The 23266-nt window shown below is 68.1% G+C and carries 25 protein-coding genes; 11 read left to right on the top strand and 14 right to left on the bottom strand.

The window, feature by feature from the left end; all coding sequences use genetic code 11:
* Positions 1–48: 48 nt before the first annotated feature.
* On the top strand, positions 49–1491 hold the full coding sequence (locus AB0P11_RS14200) for an MFS transporter (protein ID WP_187250629.1): 1443 nt from the start codon (positions 49–51) through the stop codon (positions 1489–1491).
* Between the two features lie 51 nt (positions 1492–1542).
* Here the strand turns inward: AB0P11_RS14200 and AB0P11_RS14195 are convergent, their stop codons facing one another.
* The 4 genes from AB0P11_RS14195 to AB0P11_RS14180 all read right to left on the bottom strand — a co-directional run bounded on the left by AB0P11_RS14195 (position 1543) and on the right by AB0P11_RS14180 (position 5656).
* The gene (locus AB0P11_RS14195; RefSeq protein ID WP_187250628.1) at positions 1543–1938 is read right to left on the bottom strand and encodes a hypothetical protein; all 396 of its coding nucleotides are present in this window, start codon (positions 1936–1938) and stop codon (positions 1543–1545) included.
* 47 nt (positions 1939–1985) lie between these two features.
* A complete protein-coding gene (locus AB0P11_RS14190) occupies positions 1986–2909 on the bottom strand; it encodes a serine hydrolase (protein WP_363522581.1) in 924 nt (307 codons plus the stop codon).
* A 179-nt stretch (positions 2910–3088) separates the two neighbouring features.
* Complete coding sequence (locus AB0P11_RS14185; protein WP_363522579.1) at positions 3089–5053, bottom strand: M13-type metalloendopeptidase; 1965 nt, start codon at positions 5051–5053, stop codon at positions 3089–3091.
* 42 nt (positions 5054–5095) lie between these two features.
* The gene (locus tag AB0P11_RS14180; protein ID WP_072592016.1) at positions 5096–5656 is read right to left on the bottom strand and encodes a DUF1992 domain-containing protein; all 561 of its coding nucleotides are present in this window, start codon (positions 5654–5656) and stop codon (positions 5096–5098) included.
* 112 nt (positions 5657–5768) lie between these two features.
* Between AB0P11_RS14180 and AB0P11_RS14175 the strand changes: the two genes are divergently transcribed.
* Positions 5769–7088, top strand: a complete 1320-nt coding sequence (locus AB0P11_RS14175; protein WP_072592017.1) for an MATE family efflux transporter — start codon at positions 5769–5771, stop codon at positions 7086–7088.
* A gap of 74 nt (positions 7089–7162) precedes the next feature.
* Here AB0P11_RS14175 and AB0P11_RS14170 read toward each other — a convergent pair whose 3' ends face one another.
* Complete coding sequence (locus AB0P11_RS14170; RefSeq protein ID WP_363522576.1) at positions 7163–7630, bottom strand: VOC family protein; 468 nt, start codon at positions 7628–7630, stop codon at positions 7163–7165.
* Between the two features lie 71 nt (positions 7631–7701).
* Positions 7702–8361, bottom strand: coding sequence for a TrmH family RNA methyltransferase (locus AB0P11_RS14165; protein WP_053098015.1), 660 nt, complete (start codon positions 8359–8361; stop codon positions 7702–7704).
* 69 nt (positions 8362–8430) lie between these two features.
* Between AB0P11_RS14165 and AB0P11_RS14160 the strand changes: the two genes are divergently transcribed.
* A complete protein-coding gene (locus tag AB0P11_RS14160; protein ID WP_363522574.1) occupies positions 8431–9720 on the top strand; it encodes an Nramp family divalent metal transporter in 1290 nt (429 codons plus the stop codon).
* Positions 9721–9819: 99 nt separating this feature from the next.
* Here AB0P11_RS14160 and AB0P11_RS14155 read toward each other — a convergent pair whose 3' ends face one another.
* On the bottom strand, positions 9820–12381 hold the full coding sequence (locus AB0P11_RS14155) for a rhamnogalacturonan lyase (RefSeq protein WP_363522572.1): 2562 nt from the start codon (positions 12379–12381) through the stop codon (positions 9820–9822).
* Positions 12382–12539: 158 nt separating this feature from the next.
* Between AB0P11_RS14155 and AB0P11_RS14150 the strand changes: the two genes are divergently transcribed.
* From AB0P11_RS14150 to AB0P11_RS14130, 5 genes are read left to right on the top strand one after another with little or no spacing between them, the layout of a single operon-like run.
* Positions 12540–12842 carry a hypothetical protein gene (locus tag AB0P11_RS14150; RefSeq protein WP_053098017.1) on the top strand — a complete coding sequence of 101 codons (303 nt, stop codon included), beginning with the start codon at positions 12540–12542 and terminating at the stop codon, positions 12840–12842.
* A 14-nt stretch (positions 12843–12856) separates the two neighbouring features.
* Positions 12857–13489, top strand: coding sequence for a metal-dependent transcriptional regulator (locus AB0P11_RS14145; RefSeq protein WP_230101043.1), 633 nt, complete (start codon positions 12857–12859; stop codon positions 13487–13489).
* A 55-nt stretch (positions 13490–13544) separates the two neighbouring features.
* Entirely contained in the window at positions 13545–14354 is an 810-nt protein-coding gene (locus tag AB0P11_RS14140; RefSeq protein ID WP_053098019.1) for an HAD-IIA family hydrolase, read from the top strand.
* Position 14355: 1 nt separating this feature from the next.
* Entirely contained in the window at positions 14356–14925 is a 570-nt protein-coding gene (locus AB0P11_RS14135) for a YdeI/OmpD-associated family protein (protein ID WP_053098020.1), read from the top strand.
* On the top strand, positions 14922–15089 hold the full coding sequence (locus AB0P11_RS14130) for a hypothetical protein (RefSeq protein WP_171821950.1): 168 nt from the start codon (positions 14922–14924) through the stop codon (positions 15087–15089). Before AB0P11_RS14135 ends, AB0P11_RS14130 begins: the two co-directional genes overlap by 4 nt.
* 18 nt (positions 15090–15107) lie before the next feature.
* Here the strand turns inward: AB0P11_RS14130 and AB0P11_RS14125 are convergent, their stop codons facing one another.
* Complete coding sequence (locus AB0P11_RS14125; protein WP_072592020.1) at positions 15108–16265, bottom strand: anhydro-N-acetylmuramic acid kinase; 1158 nt, start codon at positions 16263–16265, stop codon at positions 15108–15110.
* 201 nt (positions 16266–16466) lie between these two features.
* On the opposite strand from AB0P11_RS14125, the gene AB0P11_RS14120 reads away from it, so the two are divergent.
* Positions 16467–16850, top strand: coding sequence for an apolipoprotein A1/A4/E family protein (locus AB0P11_RS14120; RefSeq protein ID WP_230101041.1), 384 nt, complete (start codon positions 16467–16469; stop codon positions 16848–16850).
* Positions 16851–16869: 19 nt separating this feature from the next.
* Here the strand turns inward: AB0P11_RS14120 and AB0P11_RS14115 are convergent, their stop codons facing one another.
* A complete protein-coding gene (locus tag AB0P11_RS14115) occupies positions 16870–17772 on the bottom strand; it encodes an ROK family protein (RefSeq protein ID WP_056280396.1) in 903 nt (300 codons plus the stop codon).
* Complete coding sequence (gene pyrE, locus AB0P11_RS14110; protein ID WP_053098023.1) at positions 17769–18329, bottom strand: orotate phosphoribosyltransferase; 561 nt, start codon at positions 18327–18329, stop codon at positions 17769–17771. Before pyrE ends, AB0P11_RS14115 begins: the two co-directional genes overlap by 4 nt.
* Before the next feature lie 37 nt (positions 18330–18366).
* On the opposite strand from pyrE, the gene AB0P11_RS14105 reads away from it, so the two are divergent.
* The gene (locus tag AB0P11_RS14105; protein WP_230101040.1) at positions 18367–19212 is read left to right on the top strand and encodes an exodeoxyribonuclease III; all 846 of its coding nucleotides are present in this window, start codon (positions 18367–18369) and stop codon (positions 19210–19212) included.
* 4 nt (positions 19213–19216) lie between these two features.
* Complete coding sequence (locus AB0P11_RS14100) at positions 19217–20032, top strand: HAD family hydrolase (RefSeq protein WP_363522567.1); 816 nt, start codon at positions 19217–19219, stop codon at positions 20030–20032.
* Between the two features lie 53 nt (positions 20033–20085).
* On the opposite strand, the gene AB0P11_RS14095 is transcribed toward AB0P11_RS14100, so the two are convergent.
* The 4 genes from AB0P11_RS14095 to AB0P11_RS14080 all read right to left on the bottom strand — a co-directional run bounded on the left by AB0P11_RS14095 (position 20086) and on the right by AB0P11_RS14080 (position 23261).
* A complete protein-coding gene (locus tag AB0P11_RS14095) occupies positions 20086–21786 on the bottom strand; it encodes an AIPR family protein (protein ID WP_363522565.1) in 1701 nt (566 codons plus the stop codon).
* Between the two features lie 101 nt (positions 21787–21887).
* Positions 21888–22514 (bottom strand): dihydrofolate reductase family protein, encoded by a 627-nt coding sequence (locus AB0P11_RS14090; RefSeq protein ID WP_363522563.1) that lies wholly within the window; start codon positions 22512–22514, stop codon positions 21888–21890.
* A 34-nt stretch (positions 22515–22548) separates the two neighbouring features.
* Positions 22549–22860 (bottom strand): helix-turn-helix domain-containing protein, encoded by a 312-nt coding sequence (locus AB0P11_RS14085; RefSeq protein ID WP_056280383.1) that lies wholly within the window; start codon positions 22858–22860, stop codon positions 22549–22551.
* Positions 22857–23261 carry a VOC family protein gene (locus AB0P11_RS14080; RefSeq protein ID WP_053098028.1) on the bottom strand — a complete coding sequence of 135 codons (405 nt, stop codon included), beginning with the start codon at positions 23259–23261 and terminating at the stop codon, positions 22857–22859. The genes AB0P11_RS14085 and AB0P11_RS14080 overlap by 4 nt, the downstream gene beginning before the upstream one ends.
* Between the last annotated feature and the right edge of the window lie 5 nt (positions 23262–23266).

The raw sequence follows: 23266 nt of genomic DNA, 5'->3' as shown, positions 1-23266 counted from the left end.
GCATCGTCCTCGCGCCTCCGGTGTCGCAGACGCCGATAGCCTGAAGCGATGGGAGAGAACGAAGATCGCGCGCGCAGAAGACTCTCCCGAACACCACCCAAGTGGGCCATCGTCGCCGTCCTGGCCTTCGCGGGCCTCTGCTCGTCGTTCATGTTCACGCTCGTCGTGCCCCTGCAGGCCGAGCTGCCGCGCCTGCTGAACGCGTCTCGCGAGGACACCACCTGGGTCGTCACGATCACGCTGCTCGTCGCCGCCGTCGCTACTCCGATCTCGGGCCGGCTCGGCGACATGTACGGCAAGCGCCGAGTGGTGATCGTGCTGCTCGGGCTGCTCATTCTCGGCTCCCTGATCGCCGCACTGTCGGGCTCGATCATCGGAGTCATCATCGGTCGAGCGCTCCAAGGCGCGGTGACGGGCGTGGTACCGCTCGGCATCGCGATCATGCGCGACGTGCTGCCTCCCGAACGCCTGGGCACGGCCGTCGCCCTGATGAGCGCGACCATGGGCGTCGGAGGCGCGATCGGGATGCCGGTCGCCGCGCTGCTGGCCGTGAACGCGGACTGGCACTGGCTGTTCTGGCTCGCCGCGGCTCTCGGCGTCGTGGGTCTCGCACTGGTGCTGCTCGTGATCCCCGAGGATGTGCTGCGGTTCCCCGGACGCCTCGATGTGCTCGGCGCCATCGGACTCGCGATCGGACTCACCGGCATCCTGCTGTTCGTGTCTCGCGGTGCCGAGTGGGGCTGGACGGCACCGCTGACCCTCACCTGCATCATCGGCGGCGTGGGCGTGCTGCTCGTCTGGGGCTGGTACCAGCTGCGGACAAACGATCCGCTCCTCGATCTGCGGGTCGCCGCGCGCCCCGCCGTGCTCTTCACCAACATCGCCGCGATCGGGATGGGCTTCGCGCTGTTCGCGTCGAACGTGACGTTCCCGCAGCTGCTCGAGGGCCCCGCGGCCTCGGGTGCGGGCTTCGGGCTCGACATGGTCTCGGCGTCGCTGATCATCATGCCCGCCGGCCTCGTGATGATGGTGATCTCACCCTTGTCGGGATGGCTCGAGCGCACCGTCGGACCTCGTCCGCTGTTCACCGTCGGCGCGGGAGCCATCGTGCTCGCCTACGTCTTCGTGCTCCTGTGGTCGAGCGAGGTGTGGCACATCCTGGTGGGCAACCTGCTGATCGGCGTCGGCATCGGCTTCACATTCGCCGCCATGCCGATGATCATCATGCGGTCGGTGCCCGCGAACGAGACCGGCGCCTCGAACGGACTCAACGCCCTCTTCCGCTCGGTCGGCACGTCGAGCGCGTCTGCCGTGATGGGCGGCGTGCTGGCCGCGATGAGCATCGACGTCGGCGGGGTATCCGTGCCGACGAGGGCGGCGTTCGACGTGTGCTTCTGGCTCGCGATCGCCGCCGGAATCGTCGCTCTCGTCCTGTCGCTGTTCATCCCCCGCCAGCGCTCGTCCGAGCAGCACCCCTCGCTGCCGGGCTGACCGCGCACGCACACCGCGCACGCCGGCGCCCGCAGTCCACGAACGGTCGGGTCAGAACGCCCGCGGATCGGGATCCGTCGGCGATGGCGTCCGCAGCCGATCAGGGGCGGGCCAGGAGAGCACGTACTGCTGCGTGGCGGGACGAGTGATGTCGCCGAAGTCGTCGACCTTCACCACGATGCGCCCCGATCTCCCCTCGCCATCGGGCGTGACCTCGACGATGCGCACGCGCAGGGGGCGCTCGGCCTCGCCCTCGAGCATCCACGGGTCGGCGAGCCACGCGATCCCGTGGTCCTCCAGGGCCGCCTCGGCGTCGAGCCACTCCGTCGGCCCGGACACCGCGCGCCCGAGCACATCGATCGCGACCCAGGCCTCGCCTTCCGGATGGATCCAACCGAGCAGTTCTCCGTCATCACGACGATGCGGGGTCCAGTCTGTACGGGGCATTGCTCGATGCTAACCGCGGCCGACGTCGCGTCGGGCGTGGAATGCGATCAGTGGGTGTACTCCATGAGCTCGACCCCGAGGACGCGGAAGGCGTCGTGCGCGCGGAGTCGGTGCGTGATCGACAGATCGTCGAAGCAGACGATCAGGGAGTAGGCCACACCCGCGCGCGGACCGGCGAGCACTCCCGCTTCGGCACGCACGCCGCGGTCGCGGCCGGTCTTGTTGATGAACAGCAGGCCGTGCGCGTCGTGGTCGTGTGCGAACGGGTCGAGGCCGGTCGCGGATGCCACCAGGCTCAGATCCTGATTGAGGCTCAGCCACTCGGACACCTGAGCGCTCACCGACGTCCCCACCACCTGGGAATTCACGAGTGCCGAGAAGAGACCCGCGAACTCGCGTGCAGAGCCCACAGCGACGTGCGGAGCATCATCGGGGCCGCGCTCGTCACGGAATCGGTCGAGAACCGCGGTGCGGCGCAGTCCGAGAGTCTCGATGCGCTCGCGCACCCGGTCGTGACCGACCCGCTGCAGCAGAGCGTTGACCGCGATGGGGTCGCCGGCCGTGGCCGCGAGCACGGCGAGGTCTTCGAGCGGCAGGGCGGGCGCGTGCAGGTGGCGCCAGAGCCCCGACGTCGACACCGGATCGACGGCGGTGCGCTCGACGATCTCGAGCGGATCGAGCGTGCCCGCCTCGAACGCGGCCGCCACCTCGATCAGCAGGGGCACGACACCGAGTCCGGCGACCGGCATGGTCACATGGTCGTCGCCCGCGAGGACGTGCGTGTGGTTGTCGAGATCGACGACATGCACCGATACCTGGGCCCCGGCATCCGCCAGCTGTTCGAGCGCCCGCAAGGTCGAGGTGAACGACCTGCGCCCTGCGGCAGCACGGCGCGGCAAGCGTCGGCTGGTCCGCTGAGAGCGGCGCAGCGAGGCCAGTGGCGGGCCGTCGGCAGGCTCGGAAGCACCCACGCGTGATCCTTAACAGGGGGTTGGATTGGCGGGATGCTGCGGTGTCCATCCGCCGCAGCACGGATATCGTAACCCCGCCAGGTGAGGATGCCCTACATACTCCGGTATACGGTCATCAGAACGTCATCCGGCAGACAGCAGGGCACCCCGACCCGGCGCGATCGCCGAGGCCGGAGCGCTCACCAGATGGTCACGCGCGAGTCCTGCGGCAGCCACAGCGCGTCGGTCTCGGTCACGTCGAACGCCTCGTAGAACGCATCGATGTTGCGGACGATCTGGTTGCACCGGAACTCGTTCGGAGAGTGCGGATCGATCGTGAGCAGGCGCAGCGTCTCGGCGTCGCGGCTCTTCTGCTGCCAGACCTGCGCCCACGACAGCAGGAGGCGCTGCACGCCGGTGTAGCCGTCGATGACCGGCGCCTCGGCGCCGTCGAGTGCGATCTCGTACGCCTTGAGCGCGATGCCGAGACCGCCCAGGTCGCCGATGTTCTCACCGATCGTCAGCGCTCCGTTGACGTGGTGCTCGGCGGCGAGGCCCTCAGGCACGAGTTCGTCGTACTGCGCGATGAGGGCCTTGGTGCGCTGCTCGAACGCGGAGCGATCGGCATCCGTCCACCAGTCCTCGAGCTTGCCGTCACCGTCGTAACGGCTGCCCTGGTCGTCGAATCCGTGACCGATCTCGTGACCGATGACCGCGCCGATGCCGCCGTAGTTGGCGGCCGCGTCGCGCGACGCGTCGAAGAACGGGTACTGCAGGATCGCCGCCGGGAACACGATCTCGTTCATCGAGGGGTTGTAGTAGGCGTTGACCATCTGCGGCGGCATGTGCCATTCGTCACGGTCGATCGGCTTGCCGACCTTCGCGACGTTGCGGTCGTGCTCGAAGATCGCCGCACGGCGCACGTTGCCGAACAGGTCGGCGCGGTCGATCTCGAGGCTCGAGTAGTCGCGCCACACGGCAGGGTGCCCGATCTTCGGCGTGAAGGAGTCGAGCTTGGCGAGTGCGCGTTCGCGGGTCTCGGCCGTCATCCATTCGAGGTCGGTGATGCTCTGCCGGTAGGCCTCGATGAGGTTGCCGACGAGCTCATCCATCGCGGCCTTCGCCGTCGGCGGGTAGTGCCGCTCGACGTAGACCTTGCCGATCGCCTCGCTCAGCGCGCTCTCGGTCACCGAGACACCGCGCTTCCAGCGCTCGCGGATCGAGGGGACGCCGGTGAGCTCGGTGCCGTAGAACGAGAAGTTCTCCTGCACGAAGTCGTCGGTCAGATACGGAGCCGCGGCATGCACGACCTGGGCGCGCAGCCAGGCCTTCCACTCGTCGAGACGCTCGGCGGTCAGCAGCGACCCGAGGCCTTCGAGGAAGCTCGGCTGCGAGACCACGACCTCGGCGAACGCCTCGGGGCGACCGGGAGCGACGGCATCGCGCCACGGATCGAGGTCGACACCGGCGAGCTCCTGGATCTCGGCCCAGGTCTTCAGGTTGTACGTGGCGACGGCATCGCGGCTGCGCACGTTGTCCCAGTGGTGCCCGGCGAGCTCGGTCTCGAGGGCGATCGAGCGGTCGGCGGTGCCCGCGGCATCCGCGACTCCGGCGAGCGCGAGCAGTCGCTCGAGGTGCGCGCGGTATGCCGCCCGGGTCTCGGCGAAGGTGTCGAGCCGGAAGTAGCTCTCGTCCGGCAGCGACAGGCCCGACTGCACGACCACCGGGAGGTAGCGCTCCGGGTTGCCCGGGTCGCCGTCGACGTAGAACCCGATCAGGTGCGCCCGGCCGTCGCGATCGTAGGCGCCGACCGTACGCAGGAACGCGGGGACGCCGTCGATCGCGTCGATCTCGGCGAGCGTCTCGGCGAGGGGCGTCGCCCCGGCGGCGGCGATGCGCTCGGTGTCCATGAAGCTGGCGAACAGGTCGCCGATCTTGCGGGCGAGAGTGCCGGGCTCGGCATCCTGCGACTCCTCGATGATCGCCCTGACGTCCTTCTCCGCCTGCTCGGCCAGCAGATGGAAGGACCCCCACCGCGCCTTGTCGCCGGGGATCTCGGTGCGGGAGAGCCAGGCGCCGTTGACATGGCGGTAGAGGTCGTCCTGCGGGCGGATGTCGGAGCTGAACTCGGAGGTCTCAAGGCCAGAGGGGAGCACGTCGGTCATGCCGACCAGCCTATGCGTCGCTCCGACATTCGGGGGGATGGGTCACGCCCTGCGCCGGAGGCCGAACCGTCGTCGCCGGGGCCGCTCCGGCGTCTCCGCAGCACGCGCCGCGAAGCGCGCCGCGCGTCGCTCGGCCCACGCCGCCACCTCTGCGTCGATGTCGCGTGGACTCGTCACGACAGGCGGACCGCCCTGCAGCTGGCGTCGGGCCTCGAGCACCCGACCGTTGAAGTCCTCGAGCACCGACCGCACGTCGGCCTCGCGACCGAGCAGGTCGAGCTGGTCGTCGAGCTCGCGATCCTCGGTGCGCAACAGGATCGCCGGCGGACCGAGACCCGTCAGGTTCTCCTGCTCGATCTTGCGTCGGATCCACCAGTCGGGGTCGTGGTGCGTTCCGAGTCCCTCGAGGGGCTTGCCCGCACCGGGGAGATCGTCGAAATCGCCCCGGCGGATCGCGACCTGGATCGCCGTCTCGATGAAGGCGGCTCGATCCGTCGCTGCGGCGATGCCCGGCTCTGCACCGGACTCGCTGTCGTCCTCGCCGTCCCCCCGGCTTCGCTGCCGCGCACGGTACCGCGCCGCGGCCTCCCGTGGATCCGTCATGATGCACCTCCGTCGCATCCTGGTCCTTCCAGGGTACGACCGCACCGGATCCGGAGGGCGGAGCGGGCGTGCTGCACCGCCTGCTGTCCGCGCCAGCCCATAGGCTCGGAGGATGACCGAGCGCACTCTCAACCGCGAGATCCTGCGCCTCGCCGTCCCCGCGCTCGGCGCCCTGATCGCAGAACCGGCGTTCCTCATCGTCGACGCGGCGCTGGTCGGACATCTCGGCACGACGCCGCTCGCGGGCCTGGGCATCGCGGGTGCGGTGCTGCAGACGATCGTCGGACTCATGGTCTTCCTCGCCTACTCGACGACCCCGGCGGTGGCCCGACTGTTCGGCGCCGGCAGACCGGGCGAGGCCGTCTCGGTCGGGATCAACGGCATGTGGCTCGCCCTCGCGATCGGGGCCGTGCTCGCCGCCGCAGGCGCGGCATCCTCCCCCTGGCTGGTCTCGCTGTTCGGCGCGAGCGACGCCGTGGCCGCCGATGCCAACGCCTATCTCGTCGTCTCGATGTGGGGGCTCCCGGCCATGCTCATCGTGTTCGCCGCGACCGGGCTGCTGCGCGGGATGCAGGACACCATGACTCCCCTGTGGATCGCCGGCCTCGGGTTCGGGGCCAACGCGCTGCTCAACGTGGTGTTCATCTACGGGCTGGGCTGGGGCATCGCCGGCTCGGCGGCCGGCACGGTCGTCGCCCAGTGGGGCATGGTCGGCGCATACGTCCTCGTGATCCGGCGGCTCGCGGCGAGGCATGACGCATCGTTGAAAGCCCGACGGGACGGCATGGGCAGCACAGCGCGCTCGGGCGGCTGGCTGTTCCTGCGCACCGTGAGCCTGCGCGTCGCTCTGCTCGCGACGGTCGCCGTCGCCACCGGCATCGGCACCGAGGAGCTCGCCGGATGGCAGATCGTCTTCACGATCTTCTCGGCGGCGGCATTCGCGCTCGACGCGCTGGCGATCGCGGCACAGGCGCTGATCGGCAAAGAGCTCGGTGCCGGCGACGAGCGACAGGTGCATCGGGTGCTGAAACGCACCGTGGCCTGGGGCGCGTGGTTCGGCGTCGTGGTCGGGGCTGTCATCGCTGCACTCTCCGGAGTCCTCGGGGTCGTGTTCACCGGCGACGCCGAGATCGCGGCGCTCGTGCAGCCGGCGCTGCTGATCCTCGCGCTCGCGCAGCCGATCGCCGGGGTGGTGTTCGTGCTCGACGGAGTGCTGATGGGGGCGAACGACGCGCGCTACCTCGCGATCGCCGGCGGGATCAATCTCGTGCCGTTCCTGCCGGCACTCTGGATCATCGCCGCGAGCGGAGTCGATGCGTCAGCGGGCCTCATCTGGCTCGCCATCGCCTTCTTCGGCATCTACCTGCTCGCTCGGCTGGGCACTCTCGGCTGGCGCGTGCGCTCGGGTCGCTGGGTCACCGCCGGCGTCTAGCACTGCACGATCGCTGCGACTCCGGACGTCTACACGTGTCCCGGAATCTCGGGAACTGAGGATGCCGCGAGGGATCAGGCGTTCTCGAGCTCGGCGATCACGATCTTCTTCATGTGCATGAGCGCCTGAATCTGCTCTGGCCTCTGCTGGAGCAGATCCAGACCGGCCGGCACGACCTGCCAGCTCACTCCGAACCTGTCCTTGCACCAGCCGCAGGCCTCCGAGTCCGGCACGGCCGAGAGGGCTTGCCAGTAGTGGTCGATCTCGGCCTGCTCCTCGCACCCGATCACGAAGGAGATCGACTCGTTGAACGCGAACTCGGGGCCTCCGTCGAGGCAGCCGAACGGCGAGCCGTTCAGGGTGAAGTCGCCGTTGAGGACCTTGCCGCTCATGCCCTCGAAATGTCGATCGAGCGATTCGTCGGGGTACAGGACCACCTGGTCGATCGACGAGTTCGGGAACACCGAGACGTAGTACTCCATCGCCTCCTGCGCCCGCCCGTCGAACCAGAGAAACGGGCGGATGGAACTGATCGCTGCCATGTCGACCTCCTCAGATCGGCACTCACGCTACGCCCGAGCAGGCATCGTGTCGAGAGGGTCCGACGCCGCCGTCAGCCCGCATGCCTCCGGCACCACTCGTACATGATCACCGCGGCGGCCGCGCTCGCGTTGATCGACCGGGTGGAGCCGTACTGCGTGATCTCGATGTGCGCGGATGCCGCGGCGAGCGCGGCATCCGAGAGACCCGGTCCCTCCTGACCGAACAGCAGCACGCAGCTCTGCGGCAGATCCGCGCGGTCGACGGGCACTGCGCCCTCGACGTTGTCGACGGCGACGATCGGCAGGCCTTCGGCGGTCGCCCAGGCGGTGAAGGCCTCGACGTCCTCATGGTGCACGACGTGCTGATAGCGGTCGGTGACCATGGCGCCCCGCTTGTTCCACCGGCGCCGGCCGATGATGTGCACGGTGTCGGCGAGGAACGCGTTGGCGCTGCGCACGATCGAGCCGATGTTCATGTCGTGCTGCCAGTTCTCGATGGCCACGTGGAACGGATGCCGCTTTGTGTCGAGGTCGGCGACGATCGCGTCCATCCGCCAGTAGCGGTAGCGATCGATCACGTTGCGCGTGTCTCCGACGGCCAGCAGCTCGGGGTCGTACTGCTCCCCCGCAGGCCACTCGACCTCGCCGCCGGGCCAGGGTCCGACCCCGTATCCGGGCTGGGCCGACGATCCGCCTGTCTCCGCTGCATCCGCGGGCGCCTGCTCATCCATCCAGCCAGGCTATCCGGCGCATCCGCAACAGCGATTTAGGTACACCGAAATATCCGCTACGATTTCGGCATGCCGAAAAATGCTGTCGTCGAGAAGGGGCCGACGCCCACCCGCGCCACCGCGCCCCGCAGCCTCTGGCTCCTCGGACCCGCGCTGGTCGCCGGCGTCGCGTATCTCGATCCGGGCAACGTCGCGAGCAACATGACCGCCGGCGCGCAGTATGGGTACCTGCTGGTCTGGGTCGTGGTGGCGGGCAACGTGATGGCCTGGCTGATCCAGTACCTGTCGGCGAAGCTCGGCGTCGTCACGGGGCAGAGTCTCCCCGAGGTGCTGGGTGCGCGCCTCACGAAGCCGTGGGCCCGTCGGGCCTACTGGCTGCAGGCCGAGCTCGTCGCGATGGCGACAGATCTGGCCGAGGTCATCGGCGGCGCGGTCGCCCTCTACCTGCTGTTCGACATCCCGCTGCTGCTCGGAGGGATCATCACCGGCGCCGTGTCGATGGTCCTGCTGACGGTGCAGAGCCGCCGCGGCGCTCGGCCCTTCGAGTTCGTGATCATCGGGCTCATGGTGATCATCGCGGTCGGCTTCGTCGCCGGGCTCTTCATCGCACCGCCGGATGCCGCGAGCATCGTCGGTGGCCTGGTGCCCCGTTTCGAGGGCACCGGATCGGTGCTCCTCGCCGCCTCCATCCTCGGCGCGACGATCATGCCGCACGCGATCTACGCGCACTCCTCGCTCACTCGCGATCGGTTCGGTGCCGCCGCGGCGCACGGGCCGACGGAGACTGCGCGAACCGAGACCTCGCGCATCCGTCGCCTGCTCACGGCGACCCGCTGGGACGTCTCGATCGCGATGGTGATCGCGGGCACCGTCAACCTCGGCATCCTGCTGCTCGCGGCCGCCAACCTGGCAGGTGTCGAGGGGACGGATTCGCTCGAAGGCGCCCATGCCGCGCTCGCCGCGGGACTCGGGCCTGTCGTCGCGACCTTCTTCGCGATCGGGCTGCTGGCCTCCGGTCTCGCCTCGACATCCGTCGGTGCCTACGCGGGAGCGGAGATCATGCACGGCCTGTTGCACGTGCGCATCCCGCTTCTCGCGCGTCGACTCGTGACCCTGATCCCCGCGCTGGTGATCCTCGGCATCGGCTTCGATCCCACGCTGGCGCTGGTGCTCAGCCAGGTCGTCCTCTCATTCGGCATCCCGTTCGCGCTGATCCCCCTCGTCGCGCTCACCGCGCAGCGTCGCACGCTCGGCGTCTGGGCGAATCGCACCTGGACGACGGCGGCGGGCATCGTGGCATCCGTTCTGCTCATCGCGCTCAATGGCGCCCTGCTCTGGTTGGTGCTGACGGGCGCCTGAGCGACCGGCCTCGCGCGCGCAGCACGACCCTTGCGCGCAGAACCGCCCCGAGCCGGCACGGGAAGAGTCGACTCGGGGCGGCGTCCTGTCACCGCGCCGTCAGCGAGAGCGGAGAGTCTCGGTCCACTGCGAGGTCGCGCCGTCGGCGATGCGCCATCCGGGCTCGGGGACGGCGACGACGGTCACCTCTCCCGTCACCTTCACCTTGCCGCCCCGCGCCTCGCCCCTCTCGCCGTTCACGTAGTAGCTGATGCCTGTCACGTTCTTCGGCACCTTCACCTCGTCGCGGGAGGTGCCCGGCTTGTCGGTGAAGGTCGGAGCCTTCGGAGTCGTCGGCGCTGTCACCACCGGCACCTGCGACCAGTCGATGTCGCTCGCCAGGTAGTACGAGGTGTACGCGGGCTGGTTGTAGGTGGTCTGCTGACGCGCGGTCTCGGCCCGGTACTGCACGTCGTGCATCAGGGTCGTGAGCTTGTGCGCCGTCGGCTCGGTCGTCGTGAAGAACCGCAGCGCGCTCGAGTCCGCGGTGCGCACGAGCAGCTCCTCACGCCAGTCCCCCAGCACATCGGCGACGAGCGACGGGTTGCCTTTCGTGCCGTTGTTCGTGAGCGTTCCGGTCGCGGTGACCAGCGTCCCGCGGGTCCAGTCGTCGATGGTCGGCGTCTGGGCGCCGCTGCCGTTCACGAGCTGCGTCGTCAGGTCGCCCGCCCAGCGGATCGACATGTTGGTGCCTGGCGTCTCCGGCTGCAGCACCTCGCCGGTCGCGCTCAGGAGTCCGCTGCCCTCGGTGCCGCCTGGCATGCTCGACCACACCTCGATACCCGGCACGTCGGGACGCACGTCGCCGATCATGGCGCGACCGGTGTCGCGACCCGAGTACGCCCCGAACAGGGACTCTCCGGTCGCGGCATCACGCATCACCGACCCGTACGGTGCGCTCGTCGCACCCTCGTGGGCCGTCCAGATCTCGAGGCCGGGGCGGCTGGGGTCGATATCGGTCACGTGCATGGCGTCGCCATGGCCCAGGCGCACGGTCGCCCCGGGATCGGCGCTGCCCTCGGGGAGCACGTCGAACGAGCTGTACAGCAGGCTGCCGTCGTCGTCGATCGTCGCCGATCCGTAGACGAGTTCCTGCTTTCCGTCGGCATCCACGTCGGCGAAGCTCAGCGAGTGATCGCCCTGCGTCGTGATCGTGCCGAACTCGGGGTCGGTGCCGTCACGGCCGTGCGGGGAGTCGTTGAACGGGTTCGTCATCGGCACGTGGCCGCTGTCGACGTCCCACCGCTCCGTGAGGCGCTTGCCGTCCCAGTCGAAGGCCGTGACGGTCGTGCGCGTGTAGTACCCGCGAGCGAAGACGGCCGACGGATGCTGCCCGTCGAGGTATCCGACGCCGGCGAGGAAGCGGTCGACGCGGTTCGCCGGCTCGATGCGCGACATCGCGTAGTCACCCCACAGCAGTCCGTCGTCTCCTCGCTCGGTCGGATACGGGATGGTCTGCAGCTCCTTGCCGGTCGCGCTGTCGAAGACCGTGAGGTACTCGGGTCCGTCGACGATGAAGCCCTCGAACTCCCGCAGCAGGTTGCGCGCGCTGCGGCTCGGCGCGTACACGTCGATGAAGGTGGTCGCCAGTTCCTGCGCGGCCTCCGGCGAGAGCGGGTAGTCGTGCGTCACGGGCATGCCCCACGCCTCTTCGAGAGTGGCCGGCCACTGGCCCGACACGACCTCCTCGCGGTCACTCCAACCGAGGAACATCTCGACCAGACGCTGCTCGTAGTCCGCGGCACTCAGGCGGTAGTCGTCGTCGTTCGAGTACCCGGCCTTGCGGTCGTCCTTGGGGAGAGTGATGTACGACTCGCTCGCGACCGAGCCGTCGTCGGCATACTGCACCGACTTCGTGCCGGGCGCCGTCTTCAGCATGGTCTCGGACCGGCCGTCGCCGTCGAAGTCGTAGACGAGGAACTGCGTGTAGTGCGCTCCGGCGCGGATGTTCACGCCGAGGTCCAGGCGATTCAGCAGCGTTCCGTCGAGCTCGTAGGTGTCGAGATAAACCGGCCCGGTGTAGCCGCGCTGCGAGACGTCCTTCGAGTTCGAGGGGTCCCACTTCACGACGTACTCGTACTGCCCGTCGCCGTCGACGTCACCGACCGAGACATCGTTCGCCGAGTAGGTGTAGGCCTCGCCCTTCGGCGTCACCCCGTCGGCCGGCTTCTGCAGGGGCAGGTCGTGGTGACCGTCGGCCCAGGCGGTGACGGATGCCGACGCGGATGCCGTCAGCTCGATGCCGCTCACGATCGGGACGACGGAGTACTCCGAGGTGGCGGAGCCGCCGGCATCCGCGTAGTTCGTGCTGTCGGTGACCGTGGCGACCTTCGCCCCGTCGCGATAGACGGCGAAGTCGGGGCCGGCGAGGCCGGTCTCGGTCGCGCCCGTCGTCTCGGTCGCAAGGAGTCGCCAACTGAGGAAGACGCCCTCGGCGGTCGAGACGGCGACGAGTCCGCGGTCGAGCGACTCGAGTTGCGGTGCCGGGGTGCCGTGATCGTGGCGACCCGCGGCCGGGGCTGCGGGTGACGCCGCTGCCGCGCTCTGCGCACCACCCGCGACGAGGCAGCCGGCGGCGGCCACCGCCACGACGGCGCGGAATGATCGGTGTCGGATGTTCATCATCGAAATCCATCTCTGGGCCTGCAGCCCGCTCGGATAGCGTTTTCCCGTGCCCGGTCGAAGCTACCCGCCGCGCTCCTCTCGCGTCAAGGAATCGGGCCCGATTGACACGATTCACAGCGTCCACGGCGCCCTCGCCAGGCGATTAGGCTCGAAGGATGTCTGCCGAACCCGCGCGCCGCACCGTCCGCATCCTCACGTGGACCGGCATCGCGACCGGCGTGATCGGAGGCCTCCTCGTCGCCTTCCCGACCGTGCTTCCGTTCGGCGGCCCGTGGGTGCAGCTGGCGCTGGGCATCGCGACGCTGGTGCTGGCCTTCCGCGCCCGCAAGATCGGCATCGCCGAGATCGAGGGGTTCGACGGCCGCCTCTCGCTCTTCGCCGCTCTGCTCGGCTTCCTCATCGTGTTCTTCGCCGGCCAGGTCGCCTTCGGCATCCTCGTCGACGTCGCGAACCCCTGATCTAGGCTGGACGAGTGGCATCCCCCGCAGCAGACGACTACCTGAAGACCGTCTACGCGCACACCGAGTGGCAGGACGCGCCGATCACCCCGTCGGTGCTCGCGGCGAAGCTCGGCATCGCTCCGTCTTCGGTGACCGAGATGGTCAAGAAGCTCGCCGCCGCGGGCCTCGTCTCGCACGTGCCCTACGGTGCGGTTCGGCTGACCGATGCCGGCACGCAGCGCGCCCTGGCCATGGTGCGACGCCACCGCCTGATCGAGACCTGGCTGGTGCAGGAGTTCGGCTACGGCTGGGACGAGGTGCACGACGAGGCCGAAGTGCTCGAGCACACGATCAGCGACCGCCTTCTCGAGGGCATCGACGCACGCCTCGGCCGGCCACGATTCGACCCGCACGGCGACGCGATCCCGGATGCCGCGGGCGTCGTCGAACGCGAGCCCTTCATCCTTCTCGCCGACGCGCCGGTGGGTCACGTCGGCCGCGTGCTGCGCGTCGACGACCGCGACCCCGAGCTGCTGCGCGCCCTCGAGGCGGCTGGCGTCGCCGTCGCGGCGAGCATCACGACCACGGACCGGGGCATCGAGCTCGACGGCGTCGAGACGACGCTTCCTGACGGCGCCGCAGAGGTGGTCTGGCTCAGCGCCTGACAGCCTCGCCACAACCTGACACCTGCCCGTAATCGCCGCCCCATAAGCTGTGCTCATGGCACACCGCGACAACATCGAATGCTGGCTGACCGACATGGACGGCGTGCTCGTGCATGAGAACGACGCCATTCCCGGCGCGTCCGAGCTGCTCGCCGGGTGGGAGCAGAACGACATCCCGTACCTCGTGCTGACGAACAACTCGATCTTCACGGCACGAGACCTGTCGGCCCGCCTCCGCGCCAGCGGACTCGTCGTGCCCGAGGAACGGATCTGGACCTCGGCGCTGGCCACCGCGGACTTCCTCGCGCAGCAGCTGCCGGGCGGTTCAGCTTTCGTGATCGGCGAGGCGGGCATCCTCACGGCCCTGCACGAGGCCGGGTTCATCATGACCGAGACGAATCCCGACTTCGTGGTCGTCGGCGAGACTCGCAACTACTCGTTCGAGGCGATCACCAAGGCGATCCGACTCATCATCAAGGGCGCGCGCTTCATCGTGACGAACCCCGATGCGACGGGCCCCTCGGCCGACGGAGTCATGCCGGCGACCGGCGCGATCGCGGCGCTCATCACCAAGGCGACGGGCAAGGAGCCGTATGTCGTCGGCAAGCCGAATCCGATGATGTTCCGCTCGGCGCTCAACAAGATCGGCGCGCACTCGAAGAAGACCGGCATGATCGGCGACCGGATGGACACCGACATCATCGCCGGCATCGAGGCGGGGCTGCACACCGTGCTCGTGATGACCGGCATCAGCGACGAGGCCGAGGTCGAGAAGTATCCGTTCCGGCCCGACGAGATCGTCGACTCGGTCGCCGACCTGCTGCCCACCGTCACCGAGTCGATTCCGACGCTCGACGAGGACTGACGTGGGCGCGCTCGACGAAGGAGAGCGGGTCGTCGCAGCGGATGCGTCCGCGTGGCGCGCCTGGCTCGAGGAGCATCATGAGCGCATCGCGGGAGTCTGGCTGCTGAGCGTTCGCGGCAACCGGGCCGGAGGTGTCGGATACGACGATGCCGTGCGTCAGGCTCTGTGCTTCGGATGGATCGACGGTCCGGTGCGCACCTTCGACGACCAGACGGTGGGCCAGTGGTTCTCACCCCGACGACGCGGCAGCGGATGGGCAGCGACGAACAAGGCGAGACTGATCGACCTCGAGGCCGCCGGACAGCTCGCACCGGCCGGCATCCGCGTACTCGAGTCCGCGAAGGCGGACGGGTCGTGGACCTTGCTCGACGGCCCGGAAGCCGGGATCGAGCCGCCCGAACTGACGGAGGCGCTGGATGCCCTGCCCGCCGCGCGGGCCCACTGGGACGCCTTTCCGAAGTCGGTCAAGAAGTTCGGCCTGACGCACATCGCGATGGCGAAGCGTGCCGAGACGCGGTCCGCTCGGATCGCCAAGATCGTGGCGGATGCCGCGGAGGGGAAACGCCCATGAACCAGTCCGACCTGCTGTTCCTGGTGATCTTCCTGATCCTCCTCAGCACGCTGACCGTGTGGGTGGTGCAGTTCTTCCGCTCACGACGTCGTGGAGGCGGCGGGGGCGATGGGCGCGCCGGCTGGTGGGAAGGCCCCTGGGACGACGACGACCGCAAGCGCTGAGCGCCCCCGATCCCTCGATCAGCGCAGCGTCAGGCTGCGCACTCTATCCACGGGCTCCGGCATCCGCAGCGGACCCGCACCGGGTGTGATGGTGCCGAGGATTCGGGCTTCCCGCGCTCCGGTGCCGCCGGGCGTCACGGCCGCGACGCCATGCAACGTGCACCATCCGATCAGCGCGAACAGGATCGCCTCCTTGCTGTCGACCGGGGCGCCGAGCTCGTCGGCGAGCACCACCTCGATGTCGGGGAGCGCCTCACGCAGACCCTGCATGATGAGCGGGTTGTGGCACCCGCCACCCGAGACAGCCAGGAAGCGGATGCCGGCGGTGCGGATGTCGTGTGCGACGGTGCGGACCGTGAGCTCGGTGAGCGTGCGGATCAGGTCGGCCGGCGCGATGCCGGGTCGCATGCGGTCGACGTGCGCACGCACATAGTCGAGGTGAAAATGCTCCTTGCCCGTGCTCTTGGGCGCGGGCAGGGCGTAGTACGGGTCGGCGAGCAGCTCGGCGAGCAGCACGTCGTCGACGGTGCCGGTGCGAGCGATCGCGGCATCCGCGTCGTAGCCTCGGTCGTTCAGCCCCTCGGCGACGACCACCGCGTCGACCAGTGCATTCGCCGGGCCGATGTCGTAGGCCGACAGACCGTCGGGACCGACCACGGTCACGTTCGCGATGCCGCCGAGGTTCACCGCCGCCGAGACTCCCGCCCGACCGCGCAGCAGCAGCTCATCGAGGAACGACACGAGCGGTGCACCGTGGCCGCCCGCAGTGATGTCACGGATGCGCACGTCCGACACCACGGGTGCGCCGACCCGCTCGGCGATCCACGCCGGCTGCCCGATCTGCAGGGTGCCGAGCGCGTGGCCGTCGGCGACCCAGTGGAAGACGGTCTGGCCGTGCGTGCACACGGCATCCACTCCCCCGACGACGTCGGATGCCGTGGCGGCGACCTCGGCGAAGGCCTGGCCGATCAGGGTGTCGAGCTCGCAGACCTCGGCGAACGTCGTGGGCGCCGGAGGCAGCGCCGCGACGAGTCGGGCCCGCAGGTCGGGGGCGTACGGCACGCTGTCTTCGTGCAGCACCGTGCCGCGCAGCGCTCCGTCGCTCTCTGCGAAGTCCACGACCGTGACGTCGATGCCGTCGTGTGAGGTGCCCGAGAGCAGTCCGAGTACGCGCATGCGTGTTCCTTCCGTCGCCTGCTACGAGCGTAGGCCGGTTTTGTTAGGGGGGCGAACGGAAAGCATCGATCTTTTCTGCACGATCATCTTCTGGACCGCGTTCTCCCCCGTGCCCGAAGGATGACCCGCACCGCCGACGGCTCCGGTCGTCGCCCGCGTAGCATTCTGCGAGACCCCACCCGCCACCCCCAGAATGGGAGCATGTTCGTGTCCGCCGAGATCATCACGATCGTCATCAGCGCCGTCGGCCTCCTGCTGGCTCTGGGCGGCACCATGTTCGCGGGCTTCGCCTGGTGCATCCGCCGATCCGACTCCCTCCGCACCGATCTCGTCGGCGTCGAGACGTCGCTCGGTACGCGTATCGACGGAGTGGAACAGAGGCTCACGGCACGCATCGACGGCGTCGAAGAGAAACTCACCGCACGCATCGACGGAGTCGAACAGAGGCTCACGGCACGCATCGACGGCGTCGAAGAGAAACTCACCGCACGCATCGACGGAATCGCCGCCGACGTCACCGAACTCAAGGTCGCGGTGGCCCGACTCGAAGGGCCGCAGCGTCACCTGATCGTCGCGGGGCGCTGATTCCCCGGTGACCGACAGGTCAGCGTAGGACGAGCGCCGCGGCGCCGATGAGCGGCCCCTCGTCGCCGAGTCCCGAGCGCACGACCCGGGTACGCCGCGAGTACTCGTGCGCGGCACTGGCCGTGAGCGCCTGCTGCACGAGGTCGATGTAGTCGGCGGACACGCGAGAGAACCCGCCGCCGATCGCGACCATGTCGAGGTCGACGAGGGTCGCGGCATCCGCGAGCGCTTCTCCGACCGCCTTCGCCGACCGCTCGATGGCCGCGCGGGCGACGGCGTCGCCCGCGGCGGCATCCCGAGCCAGGTCCTCGCCGGTGGCTCCGGTCCAGCCCTGTTGCTGAGCCCAGGCGGCGCTCGCGGGCCCCGAGGCGATCTCCTCGAGGGTGAGCCCGCCTTCGCGACGCACCTGTCCGAGATGCCCGGCATTGCCGGTGGCTCCGGGAATGTACGCGCCGTTGACGACGAACCCTCCGCCGACGCCGGTCGAGACGACGATCGACAGCGAGGCGCCGGCATCCTGCGTGGCGCCGAGCCAGGATTCCGCCAGGGCGAGCGCGCCACCGTCATGGCCGAGGACGGTCGGAACCTCGCGGCCGAGCGCAGCGGATGCCGCCGAGCGCACCGACTCCGCAAGACCGAAGCCCCGCGCGAGCGGCATGTTCACCGGCATGATCGCTCCGGCGGCACGGTCGATGGGTCCGGCGCTTCCGGCACCGGCGCCCACGAGGTCGGCATCCGCCGGCACAGCGGCCAAAGCGTGGGTCACGATCGAGATCACCGCGTCGTTCAGCGACTCGAGCGTCGCCTGGCGCCCGGTCGCCTGTCGCGAGCGGCTGCCGCCGACGAGCACACCGTGCTCGTCCACGAGCGCGGCCTCCATCTTCGTGCCGCCGACGTCGACGGCCAGCGCGTAGCGGGTCACTGGGGGTCGAGTCCGAGGTCGTCGAGGTCGAAGGCGGCACGCCATTCGAGGCCCTCGGCTTCGATCGCGGCCTGGGCGCCCGTCTTGCGGTCGACGATCACGGCGACAGCGACGATCTCGGCCCCTTCCTTGCGCAGCGCCTCGACGGCCTTGAGCGCGGACTGCCCGGTGGTCGAGGTGTCTTCGAGCACGACGACGCGCTTGCCGGCGACGTCTGCACCCTCGATCTGGCGACCGCGGCCGTGGTCCTTCGGCTCCTTGCGCACGACGAACGCGTCGAGCGGCTTGTCGGCGGCGACCGAGGCGTGCAGCACCGAGTTCGCGATGGGGTCGGCGCCGAGGGTCAGGCCGCCGACCGCCACGACGTCGAGGTCGCCGATGAGGTCGAGCATGATGCGACCGATCGCCGGTGCCGCGCGGTGGTCGAGCGTGAGCTTGCGCATGTCGACGTAGTACGTCGCCTTCTTGCCGCTCGAGAGCGTGAAGTCTCCGTGGAACACCGCCTCGTCCTTGATCAGGTCGAGAAGGGTCTGGCGGTCTGCGTCGAGTGCGGTCACGGCATCCAGTGTAGGAGGCAAGGCCTAGGCTTGACGCATGCGCTTGGCTACCTGGAACGTCAACTCCATCCGCACCCGTGTCACCCGCACCGTCGAGTTCGCCGTCCGAGAGGACATCGACGTGCTGGCGATGCAGGAGATCAAGTGCAAACCCGAGCAGTTCCCCTACGGGCCGTTCGAAGAGGCCGGCTACCACGTCGAGGTCCACGGCCTGAATCAATGGAACGGCGTCGCGATCGCCAGCCGCCTGCCGATCACCGACGTCCGCACGTCTTTCGACGGCATGCCGGGCTTCGCCAAAGGACACGAGGGACCGGATGCACCGCTCGAAGCACGTGCGCTCGGCGTGCTCGTCGACGGTGTGCGCGTGTGGAGCCTGTACGTGCCGAACGGCCGCTCGCTCGACGACCCGCACTACGCCTACAAGCTGCACTGGCTCGAGGAGCTGAAGAAGTCCACGGCGGCAGAGCTCTCGGCGAACCCCGAACTGCCGCTCGCTCTGGTGGGCGACTTCAACATCATCCCGTTCGACGCCGACAACGGCGACCCCGACATCGTCGAGGGCGTCTCGACGCACGTCTCGCCGCAGGAGCGTCAGGCCTTCTTCGCTCTCGCCGACGCGGGCCTGACCGATGTCGTCCGCCCACTGCTTCCCGAGGGCTACACCTACTGGGACTACCAGCGTCTGAAGTTCCCTCGCAACGAGGGCATCCGCATCGACTTCATCCTCGGCTCGAAGACACTCGCCGAGGCGGTCACCGGAGCGTCGATCCACCGCGAAGAGCGCAAGGGCGAGCAGCCCAGTGACCACGTTCCCGTGGTCGTCGAGTTCGACCTCGGCGGGGCCGAGGAAGACGACGACCTGCCGATGATCTTCTCCTGAGACTGTGACCGTCCGCCTGATCGCGACCGATCTCGACGGGACACTGCTCGACTCCTCGGCATCGGTCACGCGGCGCACCCGCGCGGCCCTCGACGCGGCGCGCGCCCGTGGCATCCACGTCGTCCCGGTGACCGCTCGCCAGCCGATAGGTCTACGCGCGCTCGCGGACGGCGCGGGCTTCGACGGCTGGGCGCTGTGCAGCAACGGCGCCTACGCGACGCATCTCGTCGATGGACGGATGCTGTTCGCGGAAGAGCTTCCGGCAGAGACGATCCGCACCCTGGCCGAGGCGCTGCGCGCCAGCATCCCCGGACTGCTGTTCGCGAGCGTGCGTGAGGGCGGCGAGACGTTCGTCGCGCAGCACGGCTATGCCGAGATCGCCGATCTCGCCGACCACAAACGCGATCCACGCACGATGGGCGGCGTCGAACTCGATCATGTGCTGGCCGCACCCAGCCTCAAGCTCGTGATCCGGCACCCAGAACTCACCCCGACGGCGTTGTTCGACGCGCTGCGCGACCTCGGGCTGACCGGTTTCGAGGCGACGCTCTCAGGCGCCCCGTTCGTCGAGGTCACGGCCGAGGGCGTGACCAAAGCCACCGGGCTCGCGCGCCTCTGCGAGCACCTCGAGATCGACCGCCGCGATGTGATCGCTTTCGGCGACGCCCTCAACGACGTCGAGATGCTGCGCTGGGCCGGCCACGGTGTGGCGATGGCCGGCGCGACGGACGTCGTGCAGGACGCCGCGGATGAGACGACCACCTCGAACGACGACGACGGGGTGGCGAGGGTGATCGAGCGGGTGCTCGGGATCGGCTGATCTGACCTTCTCGCCCCCCTCGGCTGCGCAACGGCTATGACTCGAAGTCGAACCTAAGAAGTCGAGGACGATCTGGCCTCCATTTTCTGACCAATCATCTCTTGACTCGCCTGAAGAAGCTCCTGCACTCGGGCCTGATTCTTGAAGACGTTACCCGGGTACGCGTTTGCTGGGAACACCACTACGAGCGCTGCCAGCAGTAGCTCAGCCGTTTCCGCGATCCCGTCGATGATTGTTGAAAGTTCCGTGGCCGGGTCCGCGAGCGCTTTCGTTCCGATCCCGCGCATCACGATGTGGGCGATAACACGCCTTGCGTGAACGGCAACTCCTGCCTCAACACCTTCAGCGTCGGACTGCATCGAGTCCAGAACGCGGTCAACCTCAGCGGTAATGGCCACCGCGCGCGAGAGCACCAGCGGGTCGGTCGAAGGATTGAACAGCGCCGAATAGACCGGGCCTTCGGAGAAAAGACGAGAGACCTCTCGCTTGGCGATAATCGCGTAGCTTAGCTTGGGGTGCGCACATGCTAGCGCCACAGCCGCATCACGAATCTCGATGACTTTAGAACGGTCATTGGACCGCGGTACCTCTGCTGAGCGTACGATGTACTCAAAACCCAGAACCTGCAGTTCTCGGGCGAGCCTATGCTGTTGCTCGTCGAGAAACGCGAAGTCTTGGCTCGACACTTCATTCTGGGTGTTAGCGAAGCGAGTTACCTGCTGAGCGAGGCCCTGCTCAGTCTCCGGAACTTCGATACAGCGGACAATTACGTATGCAGCTCCCAGGTTCGCTTCCGCGTCGGTATTGAGCGCCGAACCGAGGGTTGAAACAGTTTGTGCTCCGTTGACGACGCTAGCTCCGGTGAGCTTGAAGTAGCCAACGTCTCGGCTCAAGGCGCCGCCAAGCGCGAGGTCGATCGATCGAGCCAGAATCGTGATTCCGTTGTTGTAGTACGAGAAGTTTTCGGGCTCATCCTGAATCGTTGTCAGGATCCCATCATTGATATCTGATCGTGGAATGACTACGCGAATATTGTCGGCGAACAAATCCGTGCCGTGCTCGTCAAACCAGGCCGCCACCTGTGCCGCACTGACACGGCCGTAGTACATCTTCTGAGGCTCGGCGGCCTTGCCCCAGTCAAGGATCTGAAGCTCGAGGTCCACTGTGGGTCGGTCTCCATCAGCGATCGCATTGAACAAATCGGACTGGCCGAGATGCTTGTGTGATGCCATCGGCTCAGTGCCTGGCAGATCGTTGAGAGACTCCAGAAGCTCCGTTATAGGTTGAGTCACTTCTGCGCTGAGCGACTCAGACGCCGTCGTCGCCGTAACGAGGCGAATTCTTGCGCCAGGCGTCTTGAGTAGCGTCTGAATCGCGTTACGCGTGGACTCCGTTGCATGAACAGGCTGATCTTCGACCTTCATTCCCAACAAGGCGCGCACTCCCTGAAGAAACTTAAGTACATCGCCGAGCGCCATCGATCCGGTGCCATCCTGTCGCCACTTAGATTGCACGAAGACGACCTCCTTGGTGGCAGTGTTGACCCCAACCGCGTCGATACCGCGATCTTCGCCACCATCGGTGACTTCGACGATTGCGGAAGCTCCGTCGGCTTCTCCGAGAATCAGTTCGATCGACCAGTAGGCCAGCAGACGAGACAGGTTATTGACATTCGTGATAGAAGAATCCCAGTGGTCCTCCTCGTGGATATCACGAATATATGTCTCTATCTGGCTCACATGAAACTGACTCACGAGACCTGCCCCCAACAGTTAGCCGAAACAACACCGCGATCTTGTGTCTCCGAACATAGAGGATCCCGCGCGGGGACGGAAGTCGCCCCTCTGCTACCGTTTCAGTCCTCGAAGGTGCCGACCTCGGGCACCCGATCCGTCCGCCCGTAGCGCAGCAGCAGCACTCCGCTGTCGTCGGCGACCGGCGCCTCGAGCAGCCGCAGCACCGCCGGCTCAGTGCCGTCGTCGAAGACCTTCTTGCCCGTGCCGAGGAGGATCGGATACACCCATAGGTTGAGCTCGTCGAACAGACCCTCGGCCAGCAGCGAGTGCGCGAGGTCGATGCTGCCGATCACGTGCACCTCGTCGTGCCGCTCGCGCATCGCGGCGATCTCCGCGGCGAGATCGTCACCGACGCGCTCGCTGCCCTTCCATGACAGATCGAGGTCGGCATCCCGTGTCGCCACATACTTCGGGACCCGATCGAAGAGCCTGCCGATCTCCCCCGACGGACCGTCGGTGTGATGTGGCCAGTACGCGGCGAAGATGTCGTACGTGCGGCGCCCGAGCAGCAGCGCATCGAGTCCCTGCATCCCCCGCTGCACCTGGGGCCCCATCCCCGACGACGGATACCCTGCCTGCCAACCGCTGAACTCGAAGCCTCCGGACGGATCCTCGTCGATGCCGCCCGGCCCTTGCGCGACGCCGTCGAGGGTCATGAAGAGGTCGATCAGAATGCGTCCGGTCATCAGAGTGCTCCTTCGCACGAGAGGGCGGCGATGTTCACAGTATGCGCTCGTTCTGCTCGGCGGGTGCCGGCACCTCCGCGCCCCAGCGGCCGAGAGCCTCGATCGCCTCCCGCAATGCGACGCCTCGCTCGGTGAGGGCATAGGCGCGCGTGTTGTGCCGCAGGGGCAGTCGCCGCAGCACTCCGGCCGCTTCGAGCTCGCGCAGACGTGTCGCGAGGATGTTCGTCGGAGCTCCGAGCTCACGCTGCAGATCGCCGTATCTCTGCGGCCCGTCGAGCAGCTTCTCGACGATGAGAAGGGCCCAGCGGGCACCGACGACGTCGAGGGCTGCGGCGAGGTCGCTCACGCGCCCGGATCGGCGTCCGGCTTCATCCAGAACGGCGAGTAGTGATAGCCGTCCGGATCGTCGAACTGGCGCTGATACATGAAGGGGTAGTCGTCGGTGTCGCCGATCCGACCGCCAGCGGCAGCCGCGCGGTCGACGAGTTCGTCGACCGCCTCACGACTGTCGAGGTCGAACGAGACAGTGACCTTCGAGGGGGTGTCAGGGCCGCCGATCACGTCTTCCGTGCCGCCGACGCTCGCATACATCTCGCGGCTGCCGAGCATCACGTACTGCTCGGGCGCGATCATGAAGCACGACACATTGTGATCGGACATCTCGGCGTTGAGGGTCCAGCCGAGAGCGGTGTAGAACGCGGTGGCCCGGTCGACGCTCTCGACGGGGCAGGTGATGAAGAGGCTCATGCACC

The sequence above is a fragment of the Microbacterium sp. NPDC079176 genome, from assembly GCF_040686675.1.
Lineage (GTDB): Bacteria > Actinomycetota > Actinomycetes > Actinomycetales > Microbacteriaceae > Microbacterium.
Note: the sequence above shows the minus strand (reverse complement) of the source record. Positions and strands in the feature narration are given on the sequence as shown.